Below are 22883 nucleotides of genomic sequence, written 5' to 3'. Positions count from 1 at the left end.
CTGTCTGTTTTTTTGTTGGAAAAGTAGAGGCTTTGTTCTATCCGATAACTGTTAAGTATTTTTTCATTTGGTAAAAAATGTGTTGTGGGCAAAGGTTGAAAAATCACCCTTTCAAGCTGAAGAGGAGCTTTCCCGTGCTATAATAAAAAGGCAAGTGATTTCAGAAAAGAAGGGTGAGTTTTGTGGAGACAGAAAAAATAAAAGAGCAGATGGATTCCGGCGAAATCTATTTTGAAAACGAAGAAATCTTGAAGGAACAGGCCCGTTATCGTGACTTGTTGTTTCAGTTCAATCATACCTTGCCAAGTAAAGGTGCAGAAAAACAAGCCATCTTGCAGCAGTTGTTAGGTGATTTTGGGGAGGGTTCATATATCGAACCACCTTTTTCGGCAAATTGGGGGAAAAATACCTATTTTGGTAAGAATGTTTATGCTAATTCCCACCTGACGTTAGTGGATGACACGAAGATTACGATTGGTGACAAGGTAATGATGGGGCCAAATGTCAGCTTGTGTACGGCAGGGCATCCATTGTCACCACAATTGCGGCTGCAGCAAGCCCAATTCAACAAACCCGTGACGATTGGCAACAATGTCTGGTTAGGAGCGGGCGTTACCGTTTTACCGGGAGTCAGCATTGGTGAAAACTCAGTAATCGGAGCTCACAGCCTAGTGACAAAGGATATTCCCGCAAATGTCTTGGCATTTGGTACCCCTTGTCGCGTGATTCGAACACTGTCCGATGAAGAATGTCTTAATGCAGACGAGGCGCAAAAATGAAGGTTCTAGTACTGGGAAGTTTAAATATGGATCTCGTCATGGAAGTTTCAAAAATGCCCAGTATCGGGGAGACTGTTCTTGGTGACAATGTTAGCTATTTTTTTGGTGGCAAAGGTGCAAACCAAGCAGTGGCATGCCGTCGTTTAGGCGTTCCGGTGACGTTGGTAGGAAAGGTTGGTAACGATACATTTGGTGACAAGCTGATGATTCACATGAACATGGCAGCGATCGATATGAGTCAGGTGAAATTGGAAGCTGATGCATTCACCGGTACGGCTGCTATCATGAAGCTACCAGAAGACAATGCAATCGTCGTCTTGCCCGGAGCTAATCAGCTGGTTACACCGGATGACTTGAAAGAGGCTGTGCTGGAACAAGCTCAAGTTCTGCTTGCTCAGTTAGAAATTCCCCCGGCGACTGTGATGGATGCCTTTAAACGAGCCAAGGAAAAAGGGCTAATCACTATTTTGAATCCGGCTCCCTACCACGAAGCAGTGGAAGAGATGTTACCATTTGTCGATTACATCACACCAAATGAACGAGAATTCAGACGGATGGTCCAAACCAGTTCAGAGACGGAATCATTTGATGTGGAAGCGGCCATGCTATCCTGGTCAAAAAAACAAGAAACCCAGCTGATTGTTACTCGTGGCAGTAAAGGGGTCTCTTATGTCCTGGAGGGGAAGGTGAAGACCGTGGCAGCGCCTAGGATGGCTGTTACCGATACGACAGGTGCTGGAGATACTTTCAATGGCATTTTGGCAGCAACTCTTGCTAAAAAGGAACCGCTGGAGACAGCTGTATTGAAAGCTTCATTTGGGGCTTCGTTGTCCGTCACAAAAATGGGCGCACAAAGCGGTATGCCCTCAGAGAAGCAACTAGCAGAGTTCATGGCAAAACAGGCTAATAATTCCTGACCTATCAGTGAAAAAGAGCAGCAAAAATCCCCCAGGTTCTGGCGATGACTTTTCCCAGAGCCCGGAGGATTTTTTTATTTGAGATTACCATTGAATTTCATAGAATAAAACGAACGCAAAAGAAGACAAGTCTCACAGATTTAGGCGCGATATTCTCTGATTTGCTGATGAATTGCGGCCAGACGAAAAGGTGTCGTATCTGGATCAGCTGCCAGATTGGCATTTGTCAGTTCGGTGCTGAACATTGCTTCGTATTCGGCAACTGATAAACGAATTCGTGCATCAAGGAGTGCTTCGTGCTGGTTTTTTCTCAGATGATCAGTAAAGCCTTCTTGCAAGGTCCCGGTGAAGAACTCGGCGACAGCTCCTGAACCATAGCTGAATAGGCCCACTTGGTCACCAGCTTGAAGCTGCTGACTATTTTCAAGAAGCGAAATCAGTCCCAAGTACAACGAACCGGTGTACAGATTGCCGACGCGGCGGCTGTAACGGATACTTTCTTCGTATTGTGTGAGGATCCGTGCTTGTTCTTCCTCACTTTCAGAAGCCAAGCCTGCCAACAAAGCTTTTTTGCCCATTTTAGTATAAGGGATGTGGAAACTCAGGGCCGCAAAGTCTGCCAAACTTTTCTGATAGCGCCGACCAAATTCCTGCCAAACTCGTTGGAAGGATTCGATATACGTAGCATTTGATAACGGGCCGTCTACTACTGGATATTCGGTACCGGTAGGACGCCAAAAGTCATAAATATCCTGCGTCAAAGCGACACTTTCGTCTGAAAGGGCTAAAATTTGGGGTTCTGAACTGATGACCATTGCCACAGCGCCGGCGCCTTGTGTCGGTTCGCCTCCTGAGTTTAAGCCGTAACGGGCGATATCAGCGGCGATTACTAAAGCTTTGCGGTTTGGATGGCGCAAGACATACTCTTTGGCAAATTGTAGGCCGGCAGTTGCGCTATAGCAAGCTTCTTTCAATTCGATGGCGCGAGCAAAAGGTTGGATACCCAGCAAGCCATGAAGAATCACGGCAGCAGCTTTTGACTCATCAATGCTGGATTCGGTTCCCACAATCACCAAGTCAATGGCTTGTTTGTCTTCTTCGGTGAGAAGTGGCAGTGCAGCATTGGCAGCCAGAGTGATGATGTCATAGGAAACCGGAGAGATCGCCATTTGATCTTGTCCGATTCCAATGGTGAACTTGTCTGGATCCACATTGCGAGCGTGGGCCAGATCTTTCATATCCAAGTAGTACGGCGGTACAAAAAAGTTTATTTTATCGATCCCTGCAGTCATTTTGGGCCTCCTGGATGGTCACAAAGACAGAGCGAAAAGCCTCTTTGTGTTTTGCTATATTTTTTTCAAATGTAGGGTTAATTCCTCTATTAAATTAGCACAAAATCCTGTGCTTGCGAAAGCAAAAAGTGATTATTTAAAGTTTGTTAAAACTTTTTGAGGGCTAGACAGCCACGGAAGAAATGTTATTTGTTTTTATGGATAGAAATGTTATATTGCAAGGTGGAGGTGACTTCATGAAAGAAGTTGTCATTTTAGACGGATTGCGAACACCCATTGGCAAATACAAAGGGCAATTGAAAGATTTTACGGCTGTTCAATTAGGAACCAAGGTGACGCAAGCTTTATTAAACAAATATCCACAGGTAAAAGAGGATATTCACCAAGTATACTTTGGCAATGTTTTACAGGCGGGCAACGGACAAAATCCTGCTCGACAGATTTCGTTGGCGGCTGGATTAGATTACAGCGTTCCGGCAGCAACAATCAATGAGGTCTGCGGATCGGGGATGAAGGCAGTCTTGTTGGCTCGTCAAGCGATTTTGCTAGGAGAAACAGAGGTGGTACTGGCTGGTGGTATTGAAAGTATGACCAGGGCACCTCAGCTGCAAGTATTTGATGCGGCAAGTGGAGAATATGACACCCCCATCTCCAGCATGATCATCGATGGCCTGACAGATGCCCAAAGTGAAAAACACATGGGGTTGACTGCAGAAAATGTTGCAGAAAAGTACCACATCAGTCGTAAAGAACAAGATGCTTTTGCTGTTCACTCACAAAATAAAGCGGCAGCAGCCCGTGCCGCGGGTCTTTTTGAGCCGGAGATCGTGCCCATTTCCTTAGCTGAAGGAACAATGACGGCAGACGAAGGAATCCGCCCAGGTTCCACAGTAGAAAAACTAGCCACCCTTAAAACTGCCTTCAAAAAAGAGGGCACTGTAACGGCCGGGAATGCTTCGACAATCAATGACGGGGCGGCTGCGTTGCTAGTGGCCTCCAAGGATTATGCGGATCAAAAGGGGCTGCCTTATTTGGCAGTCATTAAAGAGGTCTCAGAAGTTGGCATTGACCCCGCAGTAATGGGGATTGCACCGATTACTGCCATCCGTAAGCTATTGGAAAAGGCTGAACTAACCATTGCAGACATCGATTTGTTTGAAATCAATGAAGCGTTTGCTGCTTCTTCTATTGTGGTGGAGCGAGAACTGGAAATCCCCGCCGAAAAAATCAATATCTATGGCGGCGGAATCTCACTAGGGCACGCAATTGGTGCGACCGGGGCCAGAATTTTGACGACGTTGGGGCATCAATTGCAAGCTCAACACAAACGTTACGGTGTTGCTTCCCTTTGTATTGGTGGCGGACTGGGATTGGCTGTCCTTTTGGAAGCAGTGCCAAAAAAAGCGTCGAATCAAAAAAAAAAACGCCAGCGCTTCTATGAGCTGACGACGGCGGAACGCTTGGCAGATTTGGAAACTCGAGGAATCATTGATACCCAGCTGAAAGAAGAACTGGAAAAGACGACATTGGCAGCAGATATTGCAGATCATTTGATTGAAAATCGCATCAGTGAAGTTGAGATTCCCATGGGAGTAGTCCCGGATTTAATCGTCAACGGTAAAAAATATACTGTTCCGGTAGCCACTGAAGAGCCTTCTGTGATTGCCGCCATGAGTAATGGCAGTAAGATGGCCGGGGAAATCACAACATTTGCCCCTGAACGTTTGGCACGAGGGCAAATTGTCTTCAGTCAAGTTGCAGATCAGGACAAAGTTGCGGCTTTTGTGACTGCTGCTAAAAAGCAGCTCTTTGCTCTTGCTGAAAATGCTTACCCTTCCATCTATGCCAGAGGCGGCGGTTTACGAGAGATTCAGGTACGTAAAATTGGTGATGACTTTGTTTCCGTTGACTTTTTAGCAGACACCAAAGATGCGATGGGTGCTAATATTATCAATACTATCTTGGAAGCTTGTGCCACTTTTTTGCGAGAAGCCTTACCGGAAGAAAATGTCTTGCTGAGTATCTTGTCCAATTTGACGACAGAAGCGTTAGTAACCGCGGTTTGCCGTATACCGGTAGGAAAACTTAGCCGTAATGAGGATGGCTTGGAAACCGCGAAGCGTATTGCAGCCGCCTCACGTCTGGCGCAACTGGACCCTTATCGAGCAGCCACCCATAATAAAGGTATCATGAACTGCATCGAGGGAATCTTGCTTGCCACTGGAAATGATACTCGGGCACAAGCAGCCGCCTGTCATGCTTTTGCAGTAAAAGACGGACAGTATCGTGGTCTGAGTCAATGGCGGGTGGAAGAGGACCAATTGGTAGGGGAGTTGACGCTGCCACTGTCCGTGGGAATTGTCGGTGGCGGTACTCGGGTTCTGCCAAAAGCGCAAGCCGCCTTGCAACTGATGGCTGTGACGACAGCGGCGGAACTGGCTTCAGTGATTGTTGCCGGTGGTCTCGTCCAGAACTTGGCAGCATTGCGGGCGTTGGTTTCAGAAGGCATTCAAAAAGGTCACATGGCACTGCAAGCGCGTTCGTTGGCGCTGTCAGTCGGAGCCAAAGAAGAGGAAGTGCAGGCAGTCAGCCGCCTGTTAAAAAGAGAACCGGTTATGAATGAAGCAGCTGCTAAGCGTTTATTGGCAACACTGCGAAATAATTGAGAATAAAAGCGTCAAAAGAGCGTCCCCCTAAGGCCGGTAGCCGGCTTAGGGGGACGCTCTTTTGGGTTTAGTTCAGATTAGTTCATAAAACGATAACTTGTCCTCAGCGTTCAGCAAGAGGGGTATTTGCCAAGGTTTCGATGACTGGAATGACTTCAGTCTTCAATTTGTATTTGCGATCCAATGCTTTTTCGATTACAAATTCGCCAACAGTATGGCGGGAAATAGTTGCCAACAGCCGATCTTCCTTCGGTGTTTTTTCTTTTACTAAAATTGCTTCGGTATCTTGATCCACAAAGAATTTAGGAAATTGCTGGATGGCTGCGGTGAAAGCGGCAAGGGACATAGAATCTGTGGCCGCCGTTTCTGTACTTGCTGCAACAGCTGTTTGTTCATCTGCTTTTTCAACTGCAGGTGTTGCGGTTGAAAAAGCAGCCTCATTGGTAGTTTTGGCTTCAGCGACAGTTTTGGTTGTCGCAACAGCTGATTCTGTTTCTGGAGCTTTCACTGCTGGAACATACCAATAGTTCGCGATTTCGTGTGTCAGATTCGTGGCAAATTGGTCCAACAGCCCTTTTTCCCGCTCTTGAATCCGTTTGATAATTGTGGTGAAGCTTTGATCGATAGGGACTGTCAGCTGTTTGTCCCGAGTCGTGGGACCTTGATTCTCAATTAGCAGTTCATCCTGCTTTTTAGGATTGAGTTTCACCGAGATTGCCAAACCGTATAATTCAGCGGCTTTGTTTTCCAGATGTTGAAACAATTGTTGACGGGCATTTTCAAAAGAGGGACGGAAAGCTTTCATCAGCTTTTCTTTTTGCTTTTTCTTCATTTTAAGGCTCCTTTTTAATTTGTGTTGAGGGCGGTTTGAATAAAACAACGGTATCCGAGAAACTGACCCTACCTGAGAGTCAGAATGTCTTTTGCCGTGAGGGACTGAGGCAAAGGTGGGGAAGAAAGTCTGTTCGATTACTTCACTAATTTGCTGCAATCTGACCACCGTTATTCAAACCGCGAAAACGAGTAAAATCCCATCTGATTATAAAGAATAAATCGTTTTTTGAAAAGCCCTATGTAAAAAAAGAATCCTTGGCGGAAAGTTTTCTGTAAAGAAAACTTCGTCAAGGATTCTTTCAACAACTCATAGCATGTGACGATTGGGAAGAAGAATAGCCATTTTTTTATCAGGCGAACTTGCGATTAAATGGCCCTGCCATTGTTGATAATCAATGGTAGTCCCCAGATACTCATGGAGCTTTTCCAAAATTTGCTCTTTGGTCCAATTGCGGGCTGGAAAATGTTGGATTTTGTCAGGAAAGATTAAAAAAACAAAATCTTTATGAAAAGTTTGTTTGACGTTTTCCGGCAATGCGTTTAAACGAACAGAGATATTCATTGCAGGCACCTTAAAAGGTCGTTTGATCGGGGTCGCCAGCTTTACCAACCACACCATCCAGCGCGTCAATTTGTGCCATGTCTGTTTTGCTCAATTCAAAATCAAAGAGTTGTGCGTTTTCTTTAATTCGGCTTGGAGTAACAGATTTTGGTAGAGGTAAAAAGCCGTGTTGCAAGGACCAACGTAAAGCAATTTGTGCGATGGAACGGTTGTGTTTTTCCGCCAGTGCCTTCATTTCAGGAACTTCGAAAATTTTGCCAGTTCCAAGAGGGCTGTAAGCTTCCAATAAAATATCGTTGTCTTCACAATAGGAAACAACCTCTTCTTGTTTTTCACCGGGTGCCAAAAAGATCTGGTTGACCATAGGCATAATTTTCGCTGTTTTTTTCAGTTCTTCTATGTGGTGAGGTCGGAAATTAGAAATACCAATGGCTTTGATTTTACCCGCCTCGTACAGGTCCTCCATGGCCCGCCACGATTCGGCATTGGCATTTTGCCAGTGATCTCTGAAATCGACAGGATTCGGCCAGTGGATTAAAAATAAGTCCACGTATTCTGTTTGTAATTTCTCCAGTGATTCGGCAAAAGAAGACATTGCTAAATCGTAACTATGATTTTTATTCCACAATTTGGTAGTCAGAAAAATCTCTTCTCTGGGAATACCACTTTCCTTGAGTGCGCGGCCGACACCTTCTTCATTTTTATAGGCCTGTGCAGTGTCAATGTGACGGTAGCCATTTGCCAGTGCAGATTTGACTGAAGAAACAGCGACTTCCCCATCAGGTGTCTGCCAAGTTCCAAAGCCGACTACCGGGATCTTGATTCCATTTGCCAAAGTATAGGTTGATGTCAACGATTGCATAGCGTTAGTTCCTCCTTTTTTATTAAACCGACTATCCTCAAGACTCGCTCAAGTCTCAAACAAAAAATAAGGGCTGATCCCCTCCACATTTTTTAGAAGAGTTTAAGCGTTTTTGAAGAAGCAGCTTCACTGATTCTGGGTAATATTTATAACAAACCAAGTGTAGCGCAATCTTGCCGAAAAATCCTGAATTTTGCATTTTCAACAATTAGATGACAAATTGATTAAATCGCTGAAAAAAGTGCTGAAAGAGATTAGAATAGCGAAAGACGAATGGAGAGGAAATAACATGAAAAAAATAATCAGCAGTCTTTTTTTAAGCGTGCTTTTGCTGGGGGCAGTTCTTTGGGGCGCAGCAGTAGGCAAAGATGCGGTCTTCTCAGATTCGCCACAGCCGGTTTTTGCGGCTACCTTGCTGCAGGAAAATGAAGATTCTCCTTTGATGAAGACAGAAATTGAAAACGAATTGCGGCAACAATCCTTCAAAGGGACCGCATTGATCATACATGATGGCCAGCCGATTTTTCAGGAATCTTTTGGTTTTGCCAATCTTAAAGAAAAACAATTAAATGACGAGGAAGTTGCCTATCCAGTGGCTTCATTGCAAAAATTTATGACCGCTATCATGATTCAGCAGCTGGTGTCAGAAAAACTCATAACCTATGGCACTTCATTAGCAGAATTTTATCCTGAAATAAGTGACAGCAATCAGATTACAGTGCGTCAACTTCTAGATCACAACTCGGGTATTCAAATGGCAGAGACCGCGCCTCCGTCTGTATTGACTACTGAAGACGAGCAGTTGGAGTATACCCTTGATGAATTGTCCAGTGGCAATGAGCAGGAGTTTTCCTACACGAATGCCAATTATACACTTTTGGCGGGAATCATCATTAAACTGACTGGGAAAAGTTATGAAGAAAACCTGCAACAACGCATTATTGCGCCTCTTCATTTGAAACATACGTGGTCTTGGGATCAACTTCCCGAGAGTGTAGTCATCCCCCAAGCTTATCGTCATGAGTGGGGACTGGATTATCGCGATGATGATTTTGACAACAGCCAGCGTTTGTTTTCAAGTCTGTTGGGGGCGGGCAATTTGTATATGACTGCAGCTGATTTATGGACTGTTCAACAAGGGTTAATCGACGGGCGACTTTTATCAAAGGCGGAGTATCACCAAATGGCAGCTGTCGATTCAGAAAGTTACAGTGGCGGGCTCTGGCATGAAGCTGGGCGAAAAATGATTCACGGCTCTCTAGGTGGTTTTGATACAGCTGTCTATGGCGATGAGACAAACGAAACATTGGTAATCCTGTTAGCAAATCAGGCGCCGACATCAGGAGCAGATAATTTGGCTGAAACCCTCTTTGATTTAGTCAGTCGCCATTGACTTGTTTTTTAGCTATCATTTTGTGTAAACTAAACAGGCATGAAAAAAATCCTGCCTGCAGGTTATAAAAGAAGGAACGAGACAAAATGGATATTTATTTGAAACAAGCGATTCTACATTTGCTAGATCGCGAGTCCGGTGCACCGGTATTTTCTCAAGTGCCGCTGGATTTGACGACAGCATATATTCGAGAATATTTGACAAAAAAGATTCAAAAGCTGTCAACACCTCAAACCAAAACCGGCATATTGGCAGAAGCAGCGCCTTTTACTGAGATGATCAAACAGCTGCCTCAAGATTTTGTGACAGCGTCGGCAGATTTGACGCAGCTTTGGTATGAAAACTACAATCAAAGTGAAGATGCACCGGGATGTGATGTGTTTGTGGTGTTGTATGAACTGGATACGGCGCTGCATGTGGCTTTTTTGAAAGTAAACTACAACGAAGGCTATACTCACTACGTGGACAGCGAGGAAGCCGGTTTGAAAAATCAGCTGATCATTAATCGGGCAATCTTGGCTAATAAGACTCAAAAGGCTGATGAAGGTTTGACAGTTGATTTGACGACAATGGCCTATGAGTTGGTCGAAAAAAAATACACCTTTTCTGGTGAAAAGCGGCTGTATTTTTCTACTGAAGTCATCGAAAGCCAGCCACAACTTTCTTTGGAGGACAATGTCAAAGTCATCAAACGAGTTGCCGAAAAAATTGGCAAAAAATTCGATGCGCCAAAACATGATTTGATTGCTGATGTCAAAGAGGCAGTCTATGATTCCATTGAAGAAAATGGGGAACTGGCTGTTGAAGAGGTAGCTGAAAAAGTTTTCAAAGACAACATCACGGCCAAATTGGCTTTTAAAGAAGAAGTTGCAGAAAAAGGATTCGTGGATCGCGCGCCGTTGCTGCGAGAAGTCAAAGAATTGACAGAAAAGAAGTATGGAAAACAGAAATTGAAGCTTTCCAATGGTATTGAACTGATTGTTCCTTTGGATGTTTACCGTGATCCGAATTTGATTGAGTTTGTCAACAATCCTGATGGGACTATCTCAGTGACCATCAAAAACGTAGAAGATGTCGTTAATCGTTTGTGAAAAGATCTCTGTGAGCAAGTGTGCGACGTGAAATATGAGTTATTAAAAAAGCCCAATTGGACCTTTGTCATACCTGTGGCGTGTTCGAAAAAAGTGATTGCCGAAACCACAGAGGACTGTCAAGATACAGCTGGGCTTTTTTAGATTATAGTTTTGACTGATGGTATCCGGTCAGTTGCCGGTTGTTGGGCTTGCTAAATCTTTGGAAATGCCTATTCTAATTGATCCAGGGCTTTTTTCGGCACCTGATCGGCAGAAATTTCTTCCCAACTAAGTACTCCCTTTTGCGGATTGACCAACAGCTTCAAATAAGCCCCCTGTCGCAGAGGTTGTTTGCGATATTCCCGCATTTCTACTGAGACTCGGTCGCCTTGGTCATCGTAGGCAGCTTGTTTGTAGACGTAGACAGTATCCTCACCACTACCGGATTTTGTACCCTCGTCACGAATCACTGTATAAAAACTACTGCCGCCGTAAAAGTATTGATAGGTGTAAAAACTGCCAGCACAAAAGACAGCCAACACTAATAAACCTGCAAACCATTTTTTCAAAATTATCACCTCATTAATTCAATCTTGCTGCTATTATACAGTATTTAAGCAGCAGCTTGCTGTTGGAAGCTCTAATCACCAAAGGTATAGCTGACTGAAGGGGCACTTTTTTTCACTTAATTCACTTAAATAAAAAGCGTTTTGAAAGCTAAAGCAAATCTTTTGACTTTGATCATTTTTGACCTATAATAAAGACAGATTCGAAAAACTAACAAAAAGTAAGTGCTTCGAGTGAAAATTTTTTACAAGGTGTCGGGACAAGGCTATAATTGATTTGTTGAGAGCCAAGAACACTTGACCCGAGTCGTGCCAGGCGGAAGCCAACCGTTGAAGCACACATTTATTGGAGGGATTAATCATGGCAAAAGAACATTACGACAGAAGCAAACCACACGTTAATATCGGAACGATCGGGCACGTCGACCACGGTAAAACCACTTTGACAGCTGCCATTACTACAGTCCTCGCGAAAAAAGGTTTGGCAAACGCACAAGACTATGCAGCAATCGATGCCGCTCCCGAAGAACGTGAACGTGGGATCACAATCAATACAGCCCACGTTGAATATGAAACTGAAAAACGCCACTATGCTCATATTGACGCACCAGGACACGCGGACTACGTAAAGAATATGATTACAGGTGCTGCGCAAATGGATGGTGCCATTTTGGTAGTATCCGCCACTGATGGGCCAATGCCACAGACTCGTGAACATATTTTGTTAGCACGGCAAGTAGGTGTTAAAGACATTATCGTCTTCTTGAACAAAGTTGATTTGGTAGATGACGACGAATTGTTGGATCTGGTGGAAATGGAAGTTCGCGAATTGCTGAACGAATATAATTTCCCTGGTGACGATATTCCAGTCATCAAAGGATCCGCTTTGAAAGCCTTGGAAGGTGACCCTGAACAAGAAAAGGTTATCGAAGAATTAATGGACACGGTTGACGAATACATTCCAACACCGGTTCGTGATACGGATAAACCTTTCTTGATGCCAGTGGAAGATGTCTTCACTATTACTGGTCGTGGGACTGTTGCCTCCGGTCGTATCGAACGTGGGACAATTAAAGTCAGCGAAGAAGTTGAGATTGTCGGAATTAAACCAGAAACTCAAAAAGCTGTTGTTACTGGATTGGAAATGTTCCGTAAGACATTGGATTATGGTGAAGCCGGAGATAATGTCGGCGTTCTGCTACGCGGTGTCGGCCGTGAGGAAATTGAACGTGGTCAAGTTTTGGCAAAACCAGGTTCCATCACTCCTCATACCAAGTTCAAAGGGGAAGTTTATATCTTGACGAAAGAAGAAGGCGGCCGTCATACACCGTTCTTCAATAACTATCGTCCACAATTTTACTTCCACACAACTGACGTGACCGGCTCCATTACATTGCCTGAAGGTGTTGAAATGGTTATGCCTGGTGACAATGTAACGATTGAAGTGGAATTGATTCATCCAATCGCTGTTGAACAAGGGACGACCTTCTCCATCCGTGAAGGCGGACGTACTGTCGGATCAGGTATGGTAACTGATATCGAATCTTGATTTGTCTGAAACAAACAGACCACAGTCGTTGAATAGATTGTGGTCTGTTTTTCTGGTTCTTTCTCTGGAAATTGGAAAGCTGGCTAAGGTTTCTTGAAGGTTAAAATAGAAATGAATGCAATTATAAAAAAGCAGGTGCGTATATGAAAACGATAATTATCGGCGGAACGGCGGCTGGAACTAGTGCAGCCGTCAAAGTCCAAAAAATGGCTGAGGCTCCGGAAGTTGTCATTTATGAAAAAGGAGAATTGGTTAGTTTTGGAGCTTGCGGACTGCCTTATTTTGTTGGTGATTTCTTTACCGATCAAAATAAAATGATTGCCCGCAGCAAAGAAGCCTTTGAAAAGCAGGGAATCACTATCCAACTCCATCATGAAGTAACAGCAGTGGACACCGTTGCCAAAAAAGTGACTGTGAAAAACTTGGAGACAGGTGAGGAGTTTTCTGACAGTTATGACAAACTGATGATCGCTAGCGGGTCTCGGGTGATTATGCCGCCGGTTGATCGGGTGGATTTCGACAATCTGTTTACCTTGAAGACAATGGCTGACGGTATCAAAGTAAAAGCGGCGCTGGAAGATCCAGCTGTCAAGAATGTGACCGTAGTCGGTGGCGGCTTTATTGGAATTGAATTCACAGAAGCATTGCTGCATCAAGGAAAATCGGTGCGAATCATTCAATTGGACGATCGCCTGATGAAGGACTCTTTTGATGAAGAGTTTACTGAACTGCTGGAAAACAAGATGGCCAAAGCGGCTGTCGATGTGCGGGTAGGAGAAGCAGTTACCGGATTTGAAGGCAAGACCCATATTGATGCAGTCGTAACCAATAAAGGACGTTATGAAACTGACTTGGTTTTGGTCGCTATCGGTGTTCGGCCGGCCAACGATTTTCTGGGGGCGGAATTTGCCAAGCTGAAAAATGGTGCTTTGATTGTTGATGAACAAGGCCGTACTAATGTTTCAGATGTCTGGGCAGCAGGGGATAACGCGACGGTTAAACATCAGGTCACAGGTGAGGACAAATATTTCCCACTGGCTACTGGTGCTAATAAATTGGGGCGTATCGCCGGTGAAAGCATCGCCGGTGGAGAAGTTAATTATCCAGGCACGCTGGGAACGTCTGGTGTCAAGTTTACTGATTTGGAACTGGCTCGGACTGGTTTGACAGAAGCCGATGCTAAAAATTTAGGATTAAATTACAAAGCGATAGTAATCGACGATAAAAATCAGACGGATTATTATCCTGGTCAAAAGGATATTCGAGTCAAACTGGTATACGAAAAGGAGACTCGCCGGCTTTTAGGCGGCCAAATCGGTGGGGAAAAAGGAGCAGCACTGCGGATCGATGTTTTAGCGGCAGCGATTGCGGCTAAGATGACGACGGCTGATCTGGGGATGTTGGATCTGATGTACGCACCACCATTTGCCCGAACTTGGGATGTATTGAATATCGCCGGCAATGTTGCAAAATAGCCTGTGTATTTTTAAAAAGTAATTATAAAAAAGCTGTGAAACCCTGATGCATAAGGGAGTTTCACAGCTTTTTTGAATAGTTCAACAATCATTAAAACTTTAGCCAGCGTTTTTTACGGTTGCGGGCCACGGTGCCGTCTTTTTCGATGGTTCGATTATCAATCAGCAAAATGGCAATCATGACATAGGCAATCCAACTGTCCCGTGAATAAAGAGTATACCGGGAAATCCATTCACTGGCATATTTTTCTTTGTAATCCCGCAAACCTTGGAAAGAATAAAAGCGAGAACCAAATTCATAGATTAAGTAAGCCATTCGTTCCTGAATAAAGCTTTTACGGGAATTGCCGACATTCGATAGTGGCGCCATCCCTAAATCAAAGTAACGGATGCCTTGATTTTTCATGTATTCGAAAAGATTTACAAACAGAAAATCCATGCTGCCAGAAGGGGCCTTGTCGCTATGGTGGCGCATCAAATCAATGGTTCCAATTTCCTTGGTGTAAGTCGGCATGATATTGGCAAAAGACACGATCTCGCCATCTGTATTTTTTACCACTGCCATGGGACCTCTTTGGAGATAACTTTCAGAAAAGAAGCCCAGAGAAAAGCCTTTTTCTTTACGATCTCCCAACCAAGAATCAGAAATCTGCCGGAAAGCCTGCATGTCAGTCTCAGAGAAAGGCGCCTCCAACACTTCAAAGGTATACCCTTCTTTGGCGATTTTGTTCAGTACGGCTCGCGTTCCTTTCATTTTTTTGCCCGAGGTGGTGAAGGTATCCAAATCCACCAAGGCTTCTTCACCCATCTTGATGAAATCATACCCAAGTTCGTGAAGCGTCATAACGCTGTCTTCATTGGTTTCATAAAAGACCGGTTGATAACACCATTGATCCGCTTCATGGATGAACTGATAATAGGCATTTTCAAAGTCTTCTTTTTTACCGGAAGGATCCCCCATAACTATACACTTATTGTTGTAAGTAGCAAATTGGAAGAAGACGGTATCCTCCTTGCCGTCATTATAGATATAGACGGATTTATCTTTTAAAAAGACCAGTTGACTATCAATGTTACCGCCAAATTTATCAAGAATTGCTAAGACCTTTTGCTCATCTAAAAAAATGCCCATCTGCTTTTTCGAGCCTTGCAGATAACGAACAAAGAGCAAGATGAACAAAGAGACGATGATGATGGCGACAAATCCGGAAAACCAAAGTTTCTCAGAAGGAAACAGGAAAAATGAGATTGTCCGGCCGTTGCGATGATGAGGAAAAGAAGGTAAATTATAAACACCAATCGCGATATATAGCAAAGACAGCGTACCGATAATAATGGCATCGATAGTTAACCATTCCCACGAATAAACAAGCTGCTCCCGAAACAATTCACTACGAGAAACGACAATCATTATTAGCATTAAGCTCAATAAAACTACAGCTGCTGGACTAAAGTCAATCAACCAACTGTAAACAATCGCAATACTTAACAAGGCAATTGTCGGAAAGTAGGCCCGTTTGACCCGGGCAGCGATTCCACGGCCCATGATTAGAAGAGAAAATCCTAGAATAATATTAGGAAACTGAACAATTGCATGATAGCGGAAGAAATTCAAGTGTTGTAGCCATTTGAGTTCCGAAAAAGCTTGTGGAATCGTCGCTAAAAGCACCAACATGATGCCGCTGAAATACAACATAAAAACTTCAATTTTATGGAAAATTTCTAAGGTCAGCTCTTTTGGAATGCTGTCGTAGCGTGAATCCAAGCGAGTCCAGATGTTTTTAAAAAACAGCACCATTCCAAGAGCGAAGGGAATTAAGTAATAAAAGAGACGGAACAGCAACAACCAAACGATGACGGTTTCTCGTGGAATCCCCAAATTGGACATGCCCAAGATCATCATGACATCAAAAGACCCCAGCGCACCAGGAATCATGGAGACAATCCCCATCACCGAAGAAGCGATAAAAAGAGGTACCACATTCCACATGGACACATGAACATCCATGAACCAGCCGATAACTAGGAATGTCGTTAAAACACCGCCCCATTCAAGGAAGGAAGACAGGGCTAATTGGAGGCGAAATTTTGTCTGTAGTCCGCCCAAAAGACCTTTTTTCTTTAGTGCAGTGAATAGATAGACTGCTGGGAAATATAGACCGCCGCCAATCAACCAAACCCAGTATTGTCGTAAGAAGGACTCAGTGCTCCCGGAAATTACCATGAAGAAACTAATCAAGCTGAAAATAGAAAGACCTGACTCAAGAAACAAGAGAATCTTCGACAGTGCACCTAGTACTTCCTTGCTATTTTTTTCTTTTGTGTAAAACTCTGAACGTAAGCCAATGCTCACCAAACCGCCAAAACCGGCAATATTATTGATGGTGTTCACTAACCAACTAGTTTCGAGAATATAACTTTTTTTATGTTTGAGATCTAGCATCTGGTTCAAAGTAAAATCATAGCCAGTCATTGGCAATATGGAGAGGATACCAATAACTCCCATCAAAATAATTTTATAAACTGGAATATCGGCAAAGGAGTCTTTTAGTTGGTTAATATTGACTGTTTTACCAATAGAAATCAATTCTCCAAATACGATAACAACCACTGCTACTAGAAAGATTGTTTTGAATATTTTAGCATGGGCTTTGATCCATTCAATGCTTGCTTTCATTTCATCACCTTCAATTCATTTTTTTTAGACTTCAAAAAGAATCTCCTCATTTGAAAATGTATCAGACAGCATACTAGCGCAAGTGATCTTCGAAAATTGGAAAAGGCACATCCAAAAAAGCAGCCACTTCCTGGTTGAAGACAAGGGGGACGCGACGGGCCAGCAGGTGCCCTTGTCCGGAAACCTGTTTAAAAACAGAGCGGGGAATGTTCTTTGCAATCCATTGGGAGTGGCGGACTTTGATTAGATCGTGACTGCCTACAATGACCAAAGATGGCGCTTTGATTTGTTGTAATTCTTCTTTTGAAACGCCGATGTCTTTTAACATCAAACCAATTATTTTGAGTTTGGCTTTATAGCCGGGAACAAAATAGCTCAAAAGCCAGGTCCAACCATACCAGACACGGGTCGCTGCGCGGGAGAGTAATTTTTCACCACTGACATTGGTATTTCCGGCATTTAAAACCAATCTGTGCACCATTTCAGGATGCATAGTTGCAAATTTCATAGCCAAATTGGCGCCGTCAGAAAAGCCAACGATATCACAAATAGTCACCTGCTCTTGTTTTAAAACCGTAAATAAGTCATCCGCCATCAGCCGGAAAGAGAGGGCTTTGGCATTGTTGGTAGAATGCCCGTGGCCGCGACTGTCTACGATAAGCAGTCGATGATTTTTTTCAAAAAATGGGACCTGATAAGAAAAAAAGCGGCCGTTACTGCCGTTTCCATGAAGAAATACCAGCGTTGGACCAGAGCCACAAGTTTCGTAATAGATTTTTGTACCATCTTTCATGATGGCATAGTGCTTTTCTTGTACCATCTGTTTCACCTGCTTTTCTATATTATAGCGGCTTTGCTGTTTTTTGGACAATGATTCAGTGACAAGACGAACGGTTTTGTAAGGTGGTTGTTTAAGTTTATGAAAAGAAAATCATCATTTCTGGTCAAAGAAAAGGTAAAATAGTAGTATGAAAAAAGACGAATTTTCATATTGTTGAAGGGGACTTTCACTGGGAATTTCCCAGAAGTTGAGTTTTTTCAATAACGAAATTATAAAGAAAACGGATGGTTGAGCGTGTGATAAAACGGATTTTGAAATTTTTACTAGGCTTGCTGATTTTGCTACTAATCATCGGTGGCGTTGTTCTGGGTATTCGAAACTATCGGATTTTAAAAGATGTCCATCGTTACGATGACGAAATAGCTGAAGCCGCAGAGAAATATGGAATTGCCAACCAAACGGACTTGATTGCAGCAATTATTTTTACCGAGACGAAGGGCAAACATTCAGATTTGATGCAGAGTTCTGAAAGCAGGTATGGTGAATCAGGGAAGATTACCGATGAAGGCGACTCAATTGATGCCGGTGTGAAATTTTTGGCTCAGGCACTGCAAGAGGCCAAAGCAGCCGGTTGTGACGAAGAAACGGCGATTCAAGCCTATAACTTTGGACTTGACTATATTAACTATGTCGCAGAAAGAGGGAAAAAGAATTCTAAAGAGATTGCTGAAAGCTATTCTCGAGACGTCTTATCTCCAAAACTGGGAAATGCAGACCAGACCAAATACCGCTACTGGGGAATTCATTCGCTTTTATACAATGGTGGTTTTTTGTACCATAACGGCGGAAATCTGTTCTACGCAGATATCGTGAAGTGGAATGAGACGAAATACGAGCTGACTGCTTTCTTGTTTTAGGGTTGTCGAAAGTTGAAGTTGTGATAAACTAAAGAATATTTGAAAAAAAGAGGTGGCTTGGTTTTCATGGAAAAGCAAACAGAAATGACAGAAAATAAGCGAGGCGGCGACTGGATCCTACGCTTTGTAAAAGGAATGTTTATCGGCTCTGGATTTATTCTTCCTGGGGTCAGCGGCGGAGCATTGGCTGCGATTTTTGGGATCTACGAGCGGATCATTTCCTTTCTGGCTCATATTACCCGTAATTTTAAAGAAAATGTTTTGTTTTTCATTCCGGTGGGATTAGGGGGCATAACCGGCGTCTTTTTGCTTTCTTTTGTCGTTAGCTTTGCATTAGGTACTTATGAAAACATAGTTCTTTGGTTTTTTGTCGGATGTATTCTTGGAACGATTCCGGCGTTGTGGAAAGAGGCTGGAAAAAAAGGACGCAGTACCCGAGAAATTGTGATTCTAATCGTAAGTTTTGCTGCTGGATTGTTGTTTTTGTGGAAAGGTTCAGGTTTGTTTGGTCATGTAGATCAGAATTTTTTCACTTGGATGATTGCCGGTGGCTTGATTGGCTTGGGAATTATTGTACCGGGGCTGAGTCCTTCTAACTTCTTGGTATATATGGGGATGTATAAAGCTATGTCTGACGGAATCAAAAACCTTAATATGGGTGTGATTTTACCAATCGGAATTGGCGGAGTGATTTGTGTTTTGGGCTTGTCGAAAGTTATGGATTACATTTTCAGCAAGGCCTACCCACAACTATTTCACTTTATCATGGGCATTGTTTTAGCCTCCACGATTATGATTGTTCCGACTGACTATAGCGGGTTCACCGCGGGAAACTATGCGGCCAGTGTTGCCTTGTGCGTGGCAGGGGCGGCTTTAGGGGCTTGGATGAGTCGCTTAGAAGAAAAATACAAATAATCAAGAAGATCATTCGTGAGAAAATTCAATTTTCACGGATGATCGTTTCTTTTTTGCTTTGAAAGGACTTATGCAAAAGACTTGAAAATGAAATTCATTGTGGTAAAATAAACTATGTATAATTGGGTCTTTCTGTTGGTCGCGCTGATGTCTATTGGTGCGATTTTTTACCGCAGAGGATTCGATGTATCAAAAGAGAACGACTGAAACAAAGAAGTAAAACAGGTATACCCGGCGGTCTTTCGTAGCGGTGAGCGGATTTGCTTTTGATATGGTCAGCTGTCTTTTCTGTCGGATTTGAATAGCGACCCGCTTTCAACACAGGGGGAAGGAGTGAGGCAGATGGCTAGGATTCCGCAGCAACTGATCGATGAGATTCGTGGAAAAGTGAATATCGTCGATGTCATCGGCCAATATGTGCAACTGAAAAAAGCCGGCAAAAACTACTCTGGACTCTGTCCTTTTCACAATGAGAAGACACCGTCATTTTCTGTAGCGGAGGATAAGCAGTTTTTTCATTGCTTTGGTTGTGGCAAGAGCGGCAATGTTTTTGGTTTTTTAGAAGAGATTGAAGGAATTAGTTTTCCAGAAGCCGTCGCTAAAGTGGCGGACATGGAGAACATTCCGTTAGCACCGGAATATCGTGAAAGTGCGCAAGGTAGTCCTGTCAATTCAAAACAACGACAGCTCATTGGGTTGCATGAAAAAGCGCAGGAAATTTATCATCATATGCTGATGAACACCGCTGTTGGTGAACAGGCGTTGGAGTATCTGCGGGATAGAGGATTGACAGACGAGCTGATTGCTGAGTTTGGGATTGGATTTGCGCCCAATCAGCGGCAATTTTTAGAGCAAGTCTTTAAAAATGAGAAGTTTGATCGCGAGCTATATCCTGACAGTGGTCTATTCATTCTTCGTGATGACGGTAGTGTGGCTGACCGTTTTTACCAACGAATTATGTTTCCAATCCGCGACCCCCAAGGAAAGACGATTGGTTTTTCGGGGCGCTTTTTTAAAACGGAAGCTTTTCCCGGTACTGATCAACCCAAGTACTTGAATTCACCGGAAACGGAACTCTTTAACAAACGCAACGTGCTGTTTAACTTCGACAAAGCCCGTAGTACGATTCGTAAGGAGAGTACAGTGTATCTATTTGAGGGATTTATGGATGTGATCGCTGCTTGGCGTTCGGGCATCAAAAACGGGATTGCCAGCATGGGGACTAGTTTGACGCAACAGCAAATTGCTGCGGTTGACAGAATGGCGGAAACTATTGTCATTTGTTATGATGGGGACAATGCCGGCATTGAGGCGACACAGCGGGCAATTTCACTTTTGACGGAAAACAGCCGGATGAAATTAGATATTGTTAGGATTCCTGACGGTAGGGATCCGGATGAATATGTTCAAAAGTTTGGCGGTGAAGCCTTCGCACAATTGGCTCGTCATGGTCGCGAAACGGTCTTCAGCTTCCAGATGGACTACTATCGACGAAAATATAATTTAGCGAATGAGAATGATCAACTGCTCTATATCGAAACCGTTTTGAAAGAATTGACCAAGGTAGATTCACTGATACAGCAAGATCACTACCTTACTCAATTAGCAACTGAGTTCCACTTGCAACGAGAAACGTTGCAGCAGCAGCTGCGCAGTTTAAAAGTGCAGCAAAAGGGTAGTTCTCAAACTTCGACTTATGGAAATGGCGCGGCTGGTTTTTCCGGCTATGAGGATTATGGTCCACCGCCACCGGATGAGGAGTTTGGCGCAGGAGCTTCTCTGGCGCCACCAAATAGTCCCAGACGTCCATTGACTCAAGGCGAGCGTGCGGAGCAACAGCTGCTTTATCGGTTGTTTGGTGAACCGCGTTTGGTTTTTCGCTTGAAGCAAGAAGACATCCATTTTCTTCATGAGGACTATCAACAGATTTATCGGTTATTTCAAGCGTTTTACGAAAGTAAAGGGGAATTTGAAATTGCCGCCTTTCTGGATTATCTTGATGATTCAGAAATCAAAAACAAAGTGATCAACATTGCCACCTTGTCGATGCCAGAGGATAGTACCGAACATGAGATTCGTGCGCTCCTACGGGTATTTCACAAGACCAGATTAGCTGATGAAATCAATGAAAAAGTTATTCGGCAGCAAGAAGCTGGTCGTGTAGGAAATACGCAACTGGAACTCGAGTTGGCAGTTGAGATTATAAATTTAAGGAAACAACTGAAGCAAACCGACATTTTTTAAGGGGGGCCTTCTAATATTATGGCAAACGAAACAAAGCAAGACTACACCAAGGCAGTAGCAGCGTTCATCAAAGCAAACAAACCCAAAGGACAAGTGGTGTATGATGAACTTTCCAACCAATTGGCCACACCTTATTCTTTAGACGCCGATGGGATGGATAAATTGATCCAGCAGGTTGAAGATGCCGGTATCAGTGTGGTGGACGAAAATGGAGAACCATCTGTTCACAGCTTGAAAAAAGATGAAAAAAAGGCGACACAAGCGAAAGATGAAGATCTTTCAGCGCCAACTGGTGTCAAAATCAATGATCCTGTTCGGATGTATTTGAAAGAAATTGGTCGGGTGCCGCTATTGACGGCTGAAGAAGAAGTCGCTTTGGCATTGAAGATTGAAGAAGGCGACCAAGAGGCAAAACAACGCCTGGCTGAAGCTAACTTACGTTTAGTCGTTTCAATCGCGAAACGTTATGTCGGACGTGGCATGCAGTTCTTGGATCTGATTCAAGAAGGAAATATGGGGTTGATGAAGGCAGTTGAGAAATTTGATTACCGCAAAGGGTTCAAATTCTCGACTTACGCAACCTGGTGGATCCGTCAGGCAATCACCCGGGCCATCGCGGACCAAGCCCGTACGATTCGTATTCCAGTTCACATGGTGGAAACAATCAATAAGCTGATCCGGATTCAACGACAATTGTTGCAAGATCTTGGTCGGGAACCGACACCAGAAGAAATTGGTGCTGAAATGGATCTACCGACTGAAAAAGTTCGTGAAATCTTGAAAATTGCTCAGGAGCCTGTATCTTTGGAAACGCCAATCGGTGAAGAAGACGATTCCCACTTAGGTGATTTTATCGAAGACCAAGAAGCTACCAGTCCGGCTGATCATGCTGCTTATGAGCTGTTGAAAGAGCAATTGGAAGATGTTTTGGATACATTGACTGACCGAGAAGAAAACGTCTTGCGTCTGCGCTTTGGACTTGACGACGGTCGCACACGTACATTGGAAGAAGTCGGGAAGGTGTTTGGCGTAACTCGTGAACGGATTCGTCAGATTGAAGCGAAAGCACTTCGCAAACTGCGTCATCCGTCTCGTTCGAAACAATTGAAAGACTTTTTAGAATAAGCCACTTAAAGCCGCTTCTCACTGAGAGCGGCTTTTCTTATGCTTGAGGCGCTTTTATTTGGCGCTGACAATTGTAGATAACGTGCCTAAAAGCTTGAAACAGTTACATAGCGCCACAGTAATTTAGGCTCTACAATATTTAGTGTTGGTGGAAAATCTCCGATTTTCTTCCAACACTTTTTTTGTATGCAAAGTATAGAAAAAGAGATACCCAAATTGATAGAATGAAGTCGACTAAAACACACTCACCAAGAAA

General features: G+C 43.6%; 18 protein-coding genes. 11 read left to right on the top strand and 7 right to left on the bottom strand.

The window, feature by feature from the left end:
* Positions 1 to 182 precede the first annotated feature (182 nt).
* Together ACOMA8_RS13490 and ACOMA8_RS13485 are read left to right on the top strand one after the other, a co-directional pair.
* On the top strand, positions 183 to 779 hold the full coding sequence (locus tag ACOMA8_RS13490) for a sugar O-acetyltransferase (protein WP_237580469.1): 597 nt from the start codon (positions 183 to 185) through the stop codon (positions 777 to 779).
* Entirely contained in the window at positions 776 to 1696 is a 921-nt protein-coding gene (locus tag ACOMA8_RS13485; protein WP_421371387.1) for a ribokinase, read from the top strand. Before ACOMA8_RS13490 ends, ACOMA8_RS13485 begins: the two co-directional genes overlap by 4 nt.
* Positions 1697 to 1836: 140 nt before the next feature.
* Here ACOMA8_RS13485 and ACOMA8_RS13480 read toward each other — a convergent pair whose 3' ends face one another.
* Positions 1837 to 2988, bottom strand: a complete 1152-nt coding sequence (locus ACOMA8_RS13480) for a hydroxymethylglutaryl-CoA synthase (RefSeq protein ID WP_421371385.1) — start codon at positions 2986 to 2988, stop codon at positions 1837 to 1839.
* A gap of 236 nt (positions 2989 to 3224) precedes the next feature.
* Between ACOMA8_RS13480 and ACOMA8_RS13475 the strand changes: the two genes are divergently transcribed.
* On the top strand, positions 3225 to 5654 hold the full coding sequence (locus tag ACOMA8_RS13475; protein WP_421371383.1) for a hydroxymethylglutaryl-CoA reductase, degradative: 2430 nt from the start codon (positions 3225 to 3227) through the stop codon (positions 5652 to 5654).
* 103 nt (positions 5655 to 5757) lie between these two features.
* Here the strand turns inward: ACOMA8_RS13475 and ACOMA8_RS13470 are convergent, their stop codons facing one another.
* From ACOMA8_RS13470 to ACOMA8_RS13460, 3 genes are all read right to left on the bottom strand, one after another.
* The gene (locus tag ACOMA8_RS13470) at positions 5758 to 6486 is read right to left on the bottom strand and encodes a hypothetical protein (RefSeq protein ID WP_421371381.1); all 729 of its coding nucleotides are present in this window, start codon (positions 6484 to 6486) and stop codon (positions 5758 to 5760) included.
* A 309-nt stretch (positions 6487 to 6795) separates the two neighbouring features.
* A complete protein-coding gene (locus tag ACOMA8_RS13465; RefSeq protein ID WP_161900461.1) occupies positions 6796 to 7050 on the bottom strand; it encodes a hypothetical protein in 255 nt (84 codons plus the stop codon).
* Between the two features lie 10 nt (positions 7051 to 7060).
* Positions 7061 to 7912 (bottom strand): aldo/keto reductase, encoded by an 852-nt coding sequence (locus ACOMA8_RS13460; protein WP_421371378.1) that lies wholly within the window; start codon positions 7910 to 7912, stop codon positions 7061 to 7063.
* Between the two features lie 289 nt (positions 7913 to 8201).
* On the opposite strand from ACOMA8_RS13460, the gene ACOMA8_RS13455 reads away from it, so the two are divergent.
* Positions 8202 to 9305: a serine hydrolase domain-containing protein gene (locus ACOMA8_RS13455; RefSeq protein ID WP_421371376.1), complete on the top strand. Its 1104-nt coding sequence runs from the start codon at positions 8202 to 8204 to the stop codon at positions 9303 to 9305.
* Between the two features lie 86 nt (positions 9306 to 9391).
* Positions 9392 to 10396, top strand: a complete 1005-nt coding sequence (locus ACOMA8_RS13450; protein ID WP_421371373.1) for a nucleoid-associated protein — start codon at positions 9392 to 9394, stop codon at positions 10394 to 10396.
* Between the two features lie 212 nt (positions 10397 to 10608).
* Here ACOMA8_RS13450 and ACOMA8_RS13445 read toward each other — a convergent pair whose 3' ends face one another.
* The gene (locus ACOMA8_RS13445; RefSeq protein ID WP_161900465.1) at positions 10609 to 10947 is read right to left on the bottom strand and encodes a YxeA family protein; all 339 of its coding nucleotides are present in this window, start codon (positions 10945 to 10947) and stop codon (positions 10609 to 10611) included.
* Between the two features lie 358 nt (positions 10948 to 11305).
* On the opposite strand from ACOMA8_RS13445, the gene tuf reads away from it, so the two are divergent.
* On the top strand, positions 11306 to 12493 hold the full coding sequence (tuf, locus tag ACOMA8_RS13440; RefSeq protein ID WP_161900466.1) for an elongation factor Tu: 1188 nt from the start codon (positions 11306 to 11308) through the stop codon (positions 12491 to 12493).
* Between the two features lie 143 nt (positions 12494 to 12636).
* Positions 12637 to 13968: a CoA-disulfide reductase gene (locus ACOMA8_RS13435; protein ID WP_421371371.1), complete on the top strand. Its 1332-nt coding sequence runs from the start codon at positions 12637 to 12639 to the stop codon at positions 13966 to 13968.
* A 91-nt stretch (positions 13969 to 14059) separates the two neighbouring features.
* On the opposite strand, the gene mprF is transcribed toward ACOMA8_RS13435, so the two are convergent.
* Both mprF and ACOMA8_RS13425 read right to left on the bottom strand, forming a co-directional pair.
* Positions 14060 to 16645 (bottom strand): bifunctional lysylphosphatidylglycerol flippase/synthetase MprF, encoded by a 2586-nt coding sequence (gene mprF, locus ACOMA8_RS13430; protein WP_421371369.1) that lies wholly within the window; start codon positions 16643 to 16645, stop codon positions 14060 to 14062.
* Positions 16646 to 16718: 73 nt separating this feature from the next.
* Complete coding sequence (locus ACOMA8_RS13425) at positions 16719 to 17465, bottom strand: alpha/beta fold hydrolase (protein ID WP_421371367.1); 747 nt, start codon at positions 17463 to 17465, stop codon at positions 16719 to 16721.
* 245 nt (positions 17466 to 17710) lie between these two features.
* Here ACOMA8_RS13425 and ACOMA8_RS13420 point away from each other — a divergent pair, with 245 nt between their 5' ends.
* The 4 genes from ACOMA8_RS13420 (at position 17711) to rpoD (ending at position 22627) form a co-directional block, all read left to right on the top strand.
* Positions 17711 to 18343 carry a lysozyme family protein gene (locus ACOMA8_RS13420; protein WP_202622232.1) on the top strand — a complete coding sequence of 211 codons (633 nt, stop codon included), beginning with the start codon at positions 17711 to 17713 and terminating at the stop codon, positions 18341 to 18343.
* Positions 18344 to 18409: 66 nt separating this feature from the next.
* Positions 18410 to 19258 (top strand): DUF368 domain-containing protein, encoded by an 849-nt coding sequence (locus ACOMA8_RS13415; protein ID WP_421371365.1) that lies wholly within the window; start codon positions 18410 to 18412, stop codon positions 19256 to 19258.
* Positions 19259 to 19600: 342 nt separating this feature from the next.
* Positions 19601 to 21502, top strand: a complete 1902-nt coding sequence (gene dnaG / locus ACOMA8_RS13410; protein ID WP_161900471.1) for a DNA primase — start codon at positions 19601 to 19603, stop codon at positions 21500 to 21502.
* Between the two features lie 18 nt (positions 21503 to 21520).
* The gene (gene rpoD, locus ACOMA8_RS13405; RefSeq protein WP_161900472.1) at positions 21521 to 22627 is read left to right on the top strand and encodes an RNA polymerase sigma factor RpoD; all 1107 of its coding nucleotides are present in this window, start codon (positions 21521 to 21523) and stop codon (positions 22625 to 22627) included.
* The last annotated feature ends 256 nt before the right edge of the window (positions 22628 to 22883 follow it).

Source organism: Enterococcus infantis (assembly GCF_049166715.1).
Classification (GTDB): domain Bacteria; phylum Bacillota; class Bacilli; order Lactobacillales; family Enterococcaceae; genus Enterococcus_C; species Enterococcus_C leclercqii.
Note: the sequence above shows the minus strand (reverse complement) of the source record. Positions and strands in the feature narration are given on the sequence as shown.

Excerpts from the sequence above, each read along its gene's own strand:
- ACOMA8_RS13465 (WP_161900461.1), bottom strand. The coding sequence starts at position 7,050 with ATGAATATCTCTGTTCGTTTAAACGCATTGCCGGAAAACGTCAAACAA.
- ACOMA8_RS13435 (WP_421371371.1), top strand. The coding sequence starts at position 12,637 with ATGAAAACGATAATTATCGGCGGAACGGCGGCTGGAACTAGTGCAGCC.
- dnaG (WP_161900471.1), top strand. The coding sequence starts at position 19,601 with ATGGCTAGGATTCCGCAGCAACTGATCGATGAGATTCGTGGAAAAGTG.
- rpoD (WP_161900472.1), top strand. The coding sequence starts at position 21,521 with ATGGCAAACGAAACAAAGCAAGACTACACCAAGGCAGTAGCAGCGTTC.
- ACOMA8_RS13460 (WP_421371378.1), bottom strand. The coding sequence starts at position 7,912 with ATGCAATCGTTGACATCAACCTATACTTTGGCAAATGGAATCAAGATC.
- ACOMA8_RS13480 (WP_421371385.1), bottom strand. The coding sequence starts at position 2,988 with ATGACTGCAGGGATCGATAAAATAAACTTTTTTGTACCGCCGTACTAC.
- ACOMA8_RS13420 (WP_202622232.1), top strand. The coding sequence starts at position 17,711 with ATGGTTGAGCGTGTGATAAAACGGATTTTGAAATTTTTACTAGGCTTG.
- mprF (WP_421371369.1), bottom strand. The coding sequence starts at position 16,645 with ATGAAAGCAAGCATTGAATGGATCAAAGCCCATGCTAAAATATTCAAA.
- tuf (WP_161900466.1), top strand. The coding sequence starts at position 11,306 with ATGGCAAAAGAACATTACGACAGAAGCAAACCACACGTTAATATCGGA.
- ACOMA8_RS13455 (WP_421371376.1), top strand. The coding sequence starts at position 8,202 with ATGAAAAAAATAATCAGCAGTCTTTTTTTAAGCGTGCTTTTGCTGGGG.
- ACOMA8_RS13470 (WP_421371381.1), bottom strand. The coding sequence starts at position 6,486 with ATGAAGAAAAAGCAAAAAGAAAAGCTGATGAAAGCTTTCCGTCCCTCT.
- ACOMA8_RS13415 (WP_421371365.1), top strand. The coding sequence starts at position 18,410 with ATGGAAAAGCAAACAGAAATGACAGAAAATAAGCGAGGCGGCGACTGG.
- ACOMA8_RS13485 (WP_421371387.1), top strand. The coding sequence starts at position 776 with ATGAAGGTTCTAGTACTGGGAAGTTTAAATATGGATCTCGTCATGGAA.
- ACOMA8_RS13450 (WP_421371373.1), top strand. The coding sequence starts at position 9,392 with ATGGATATTTATTTGAAACAAGCGATTCTACATTTGCTAGATCGCGAG.
- ACOMA8_RS13425 (WP_421371367.1), bottom strand. The coding sequence starts at position 17,465 with ATGGTACAAGAAAAGCACTATGCCATCATGAAAGATGGTACAAAAATC.
- ACOMA8_RS13475 (WP_421371383.1), top strand. The coding sequence starts at position 3,225 with ATGAAAGAAGTTGTCATTTTAGACGGATTGCGAACACCCATTGGCAAA.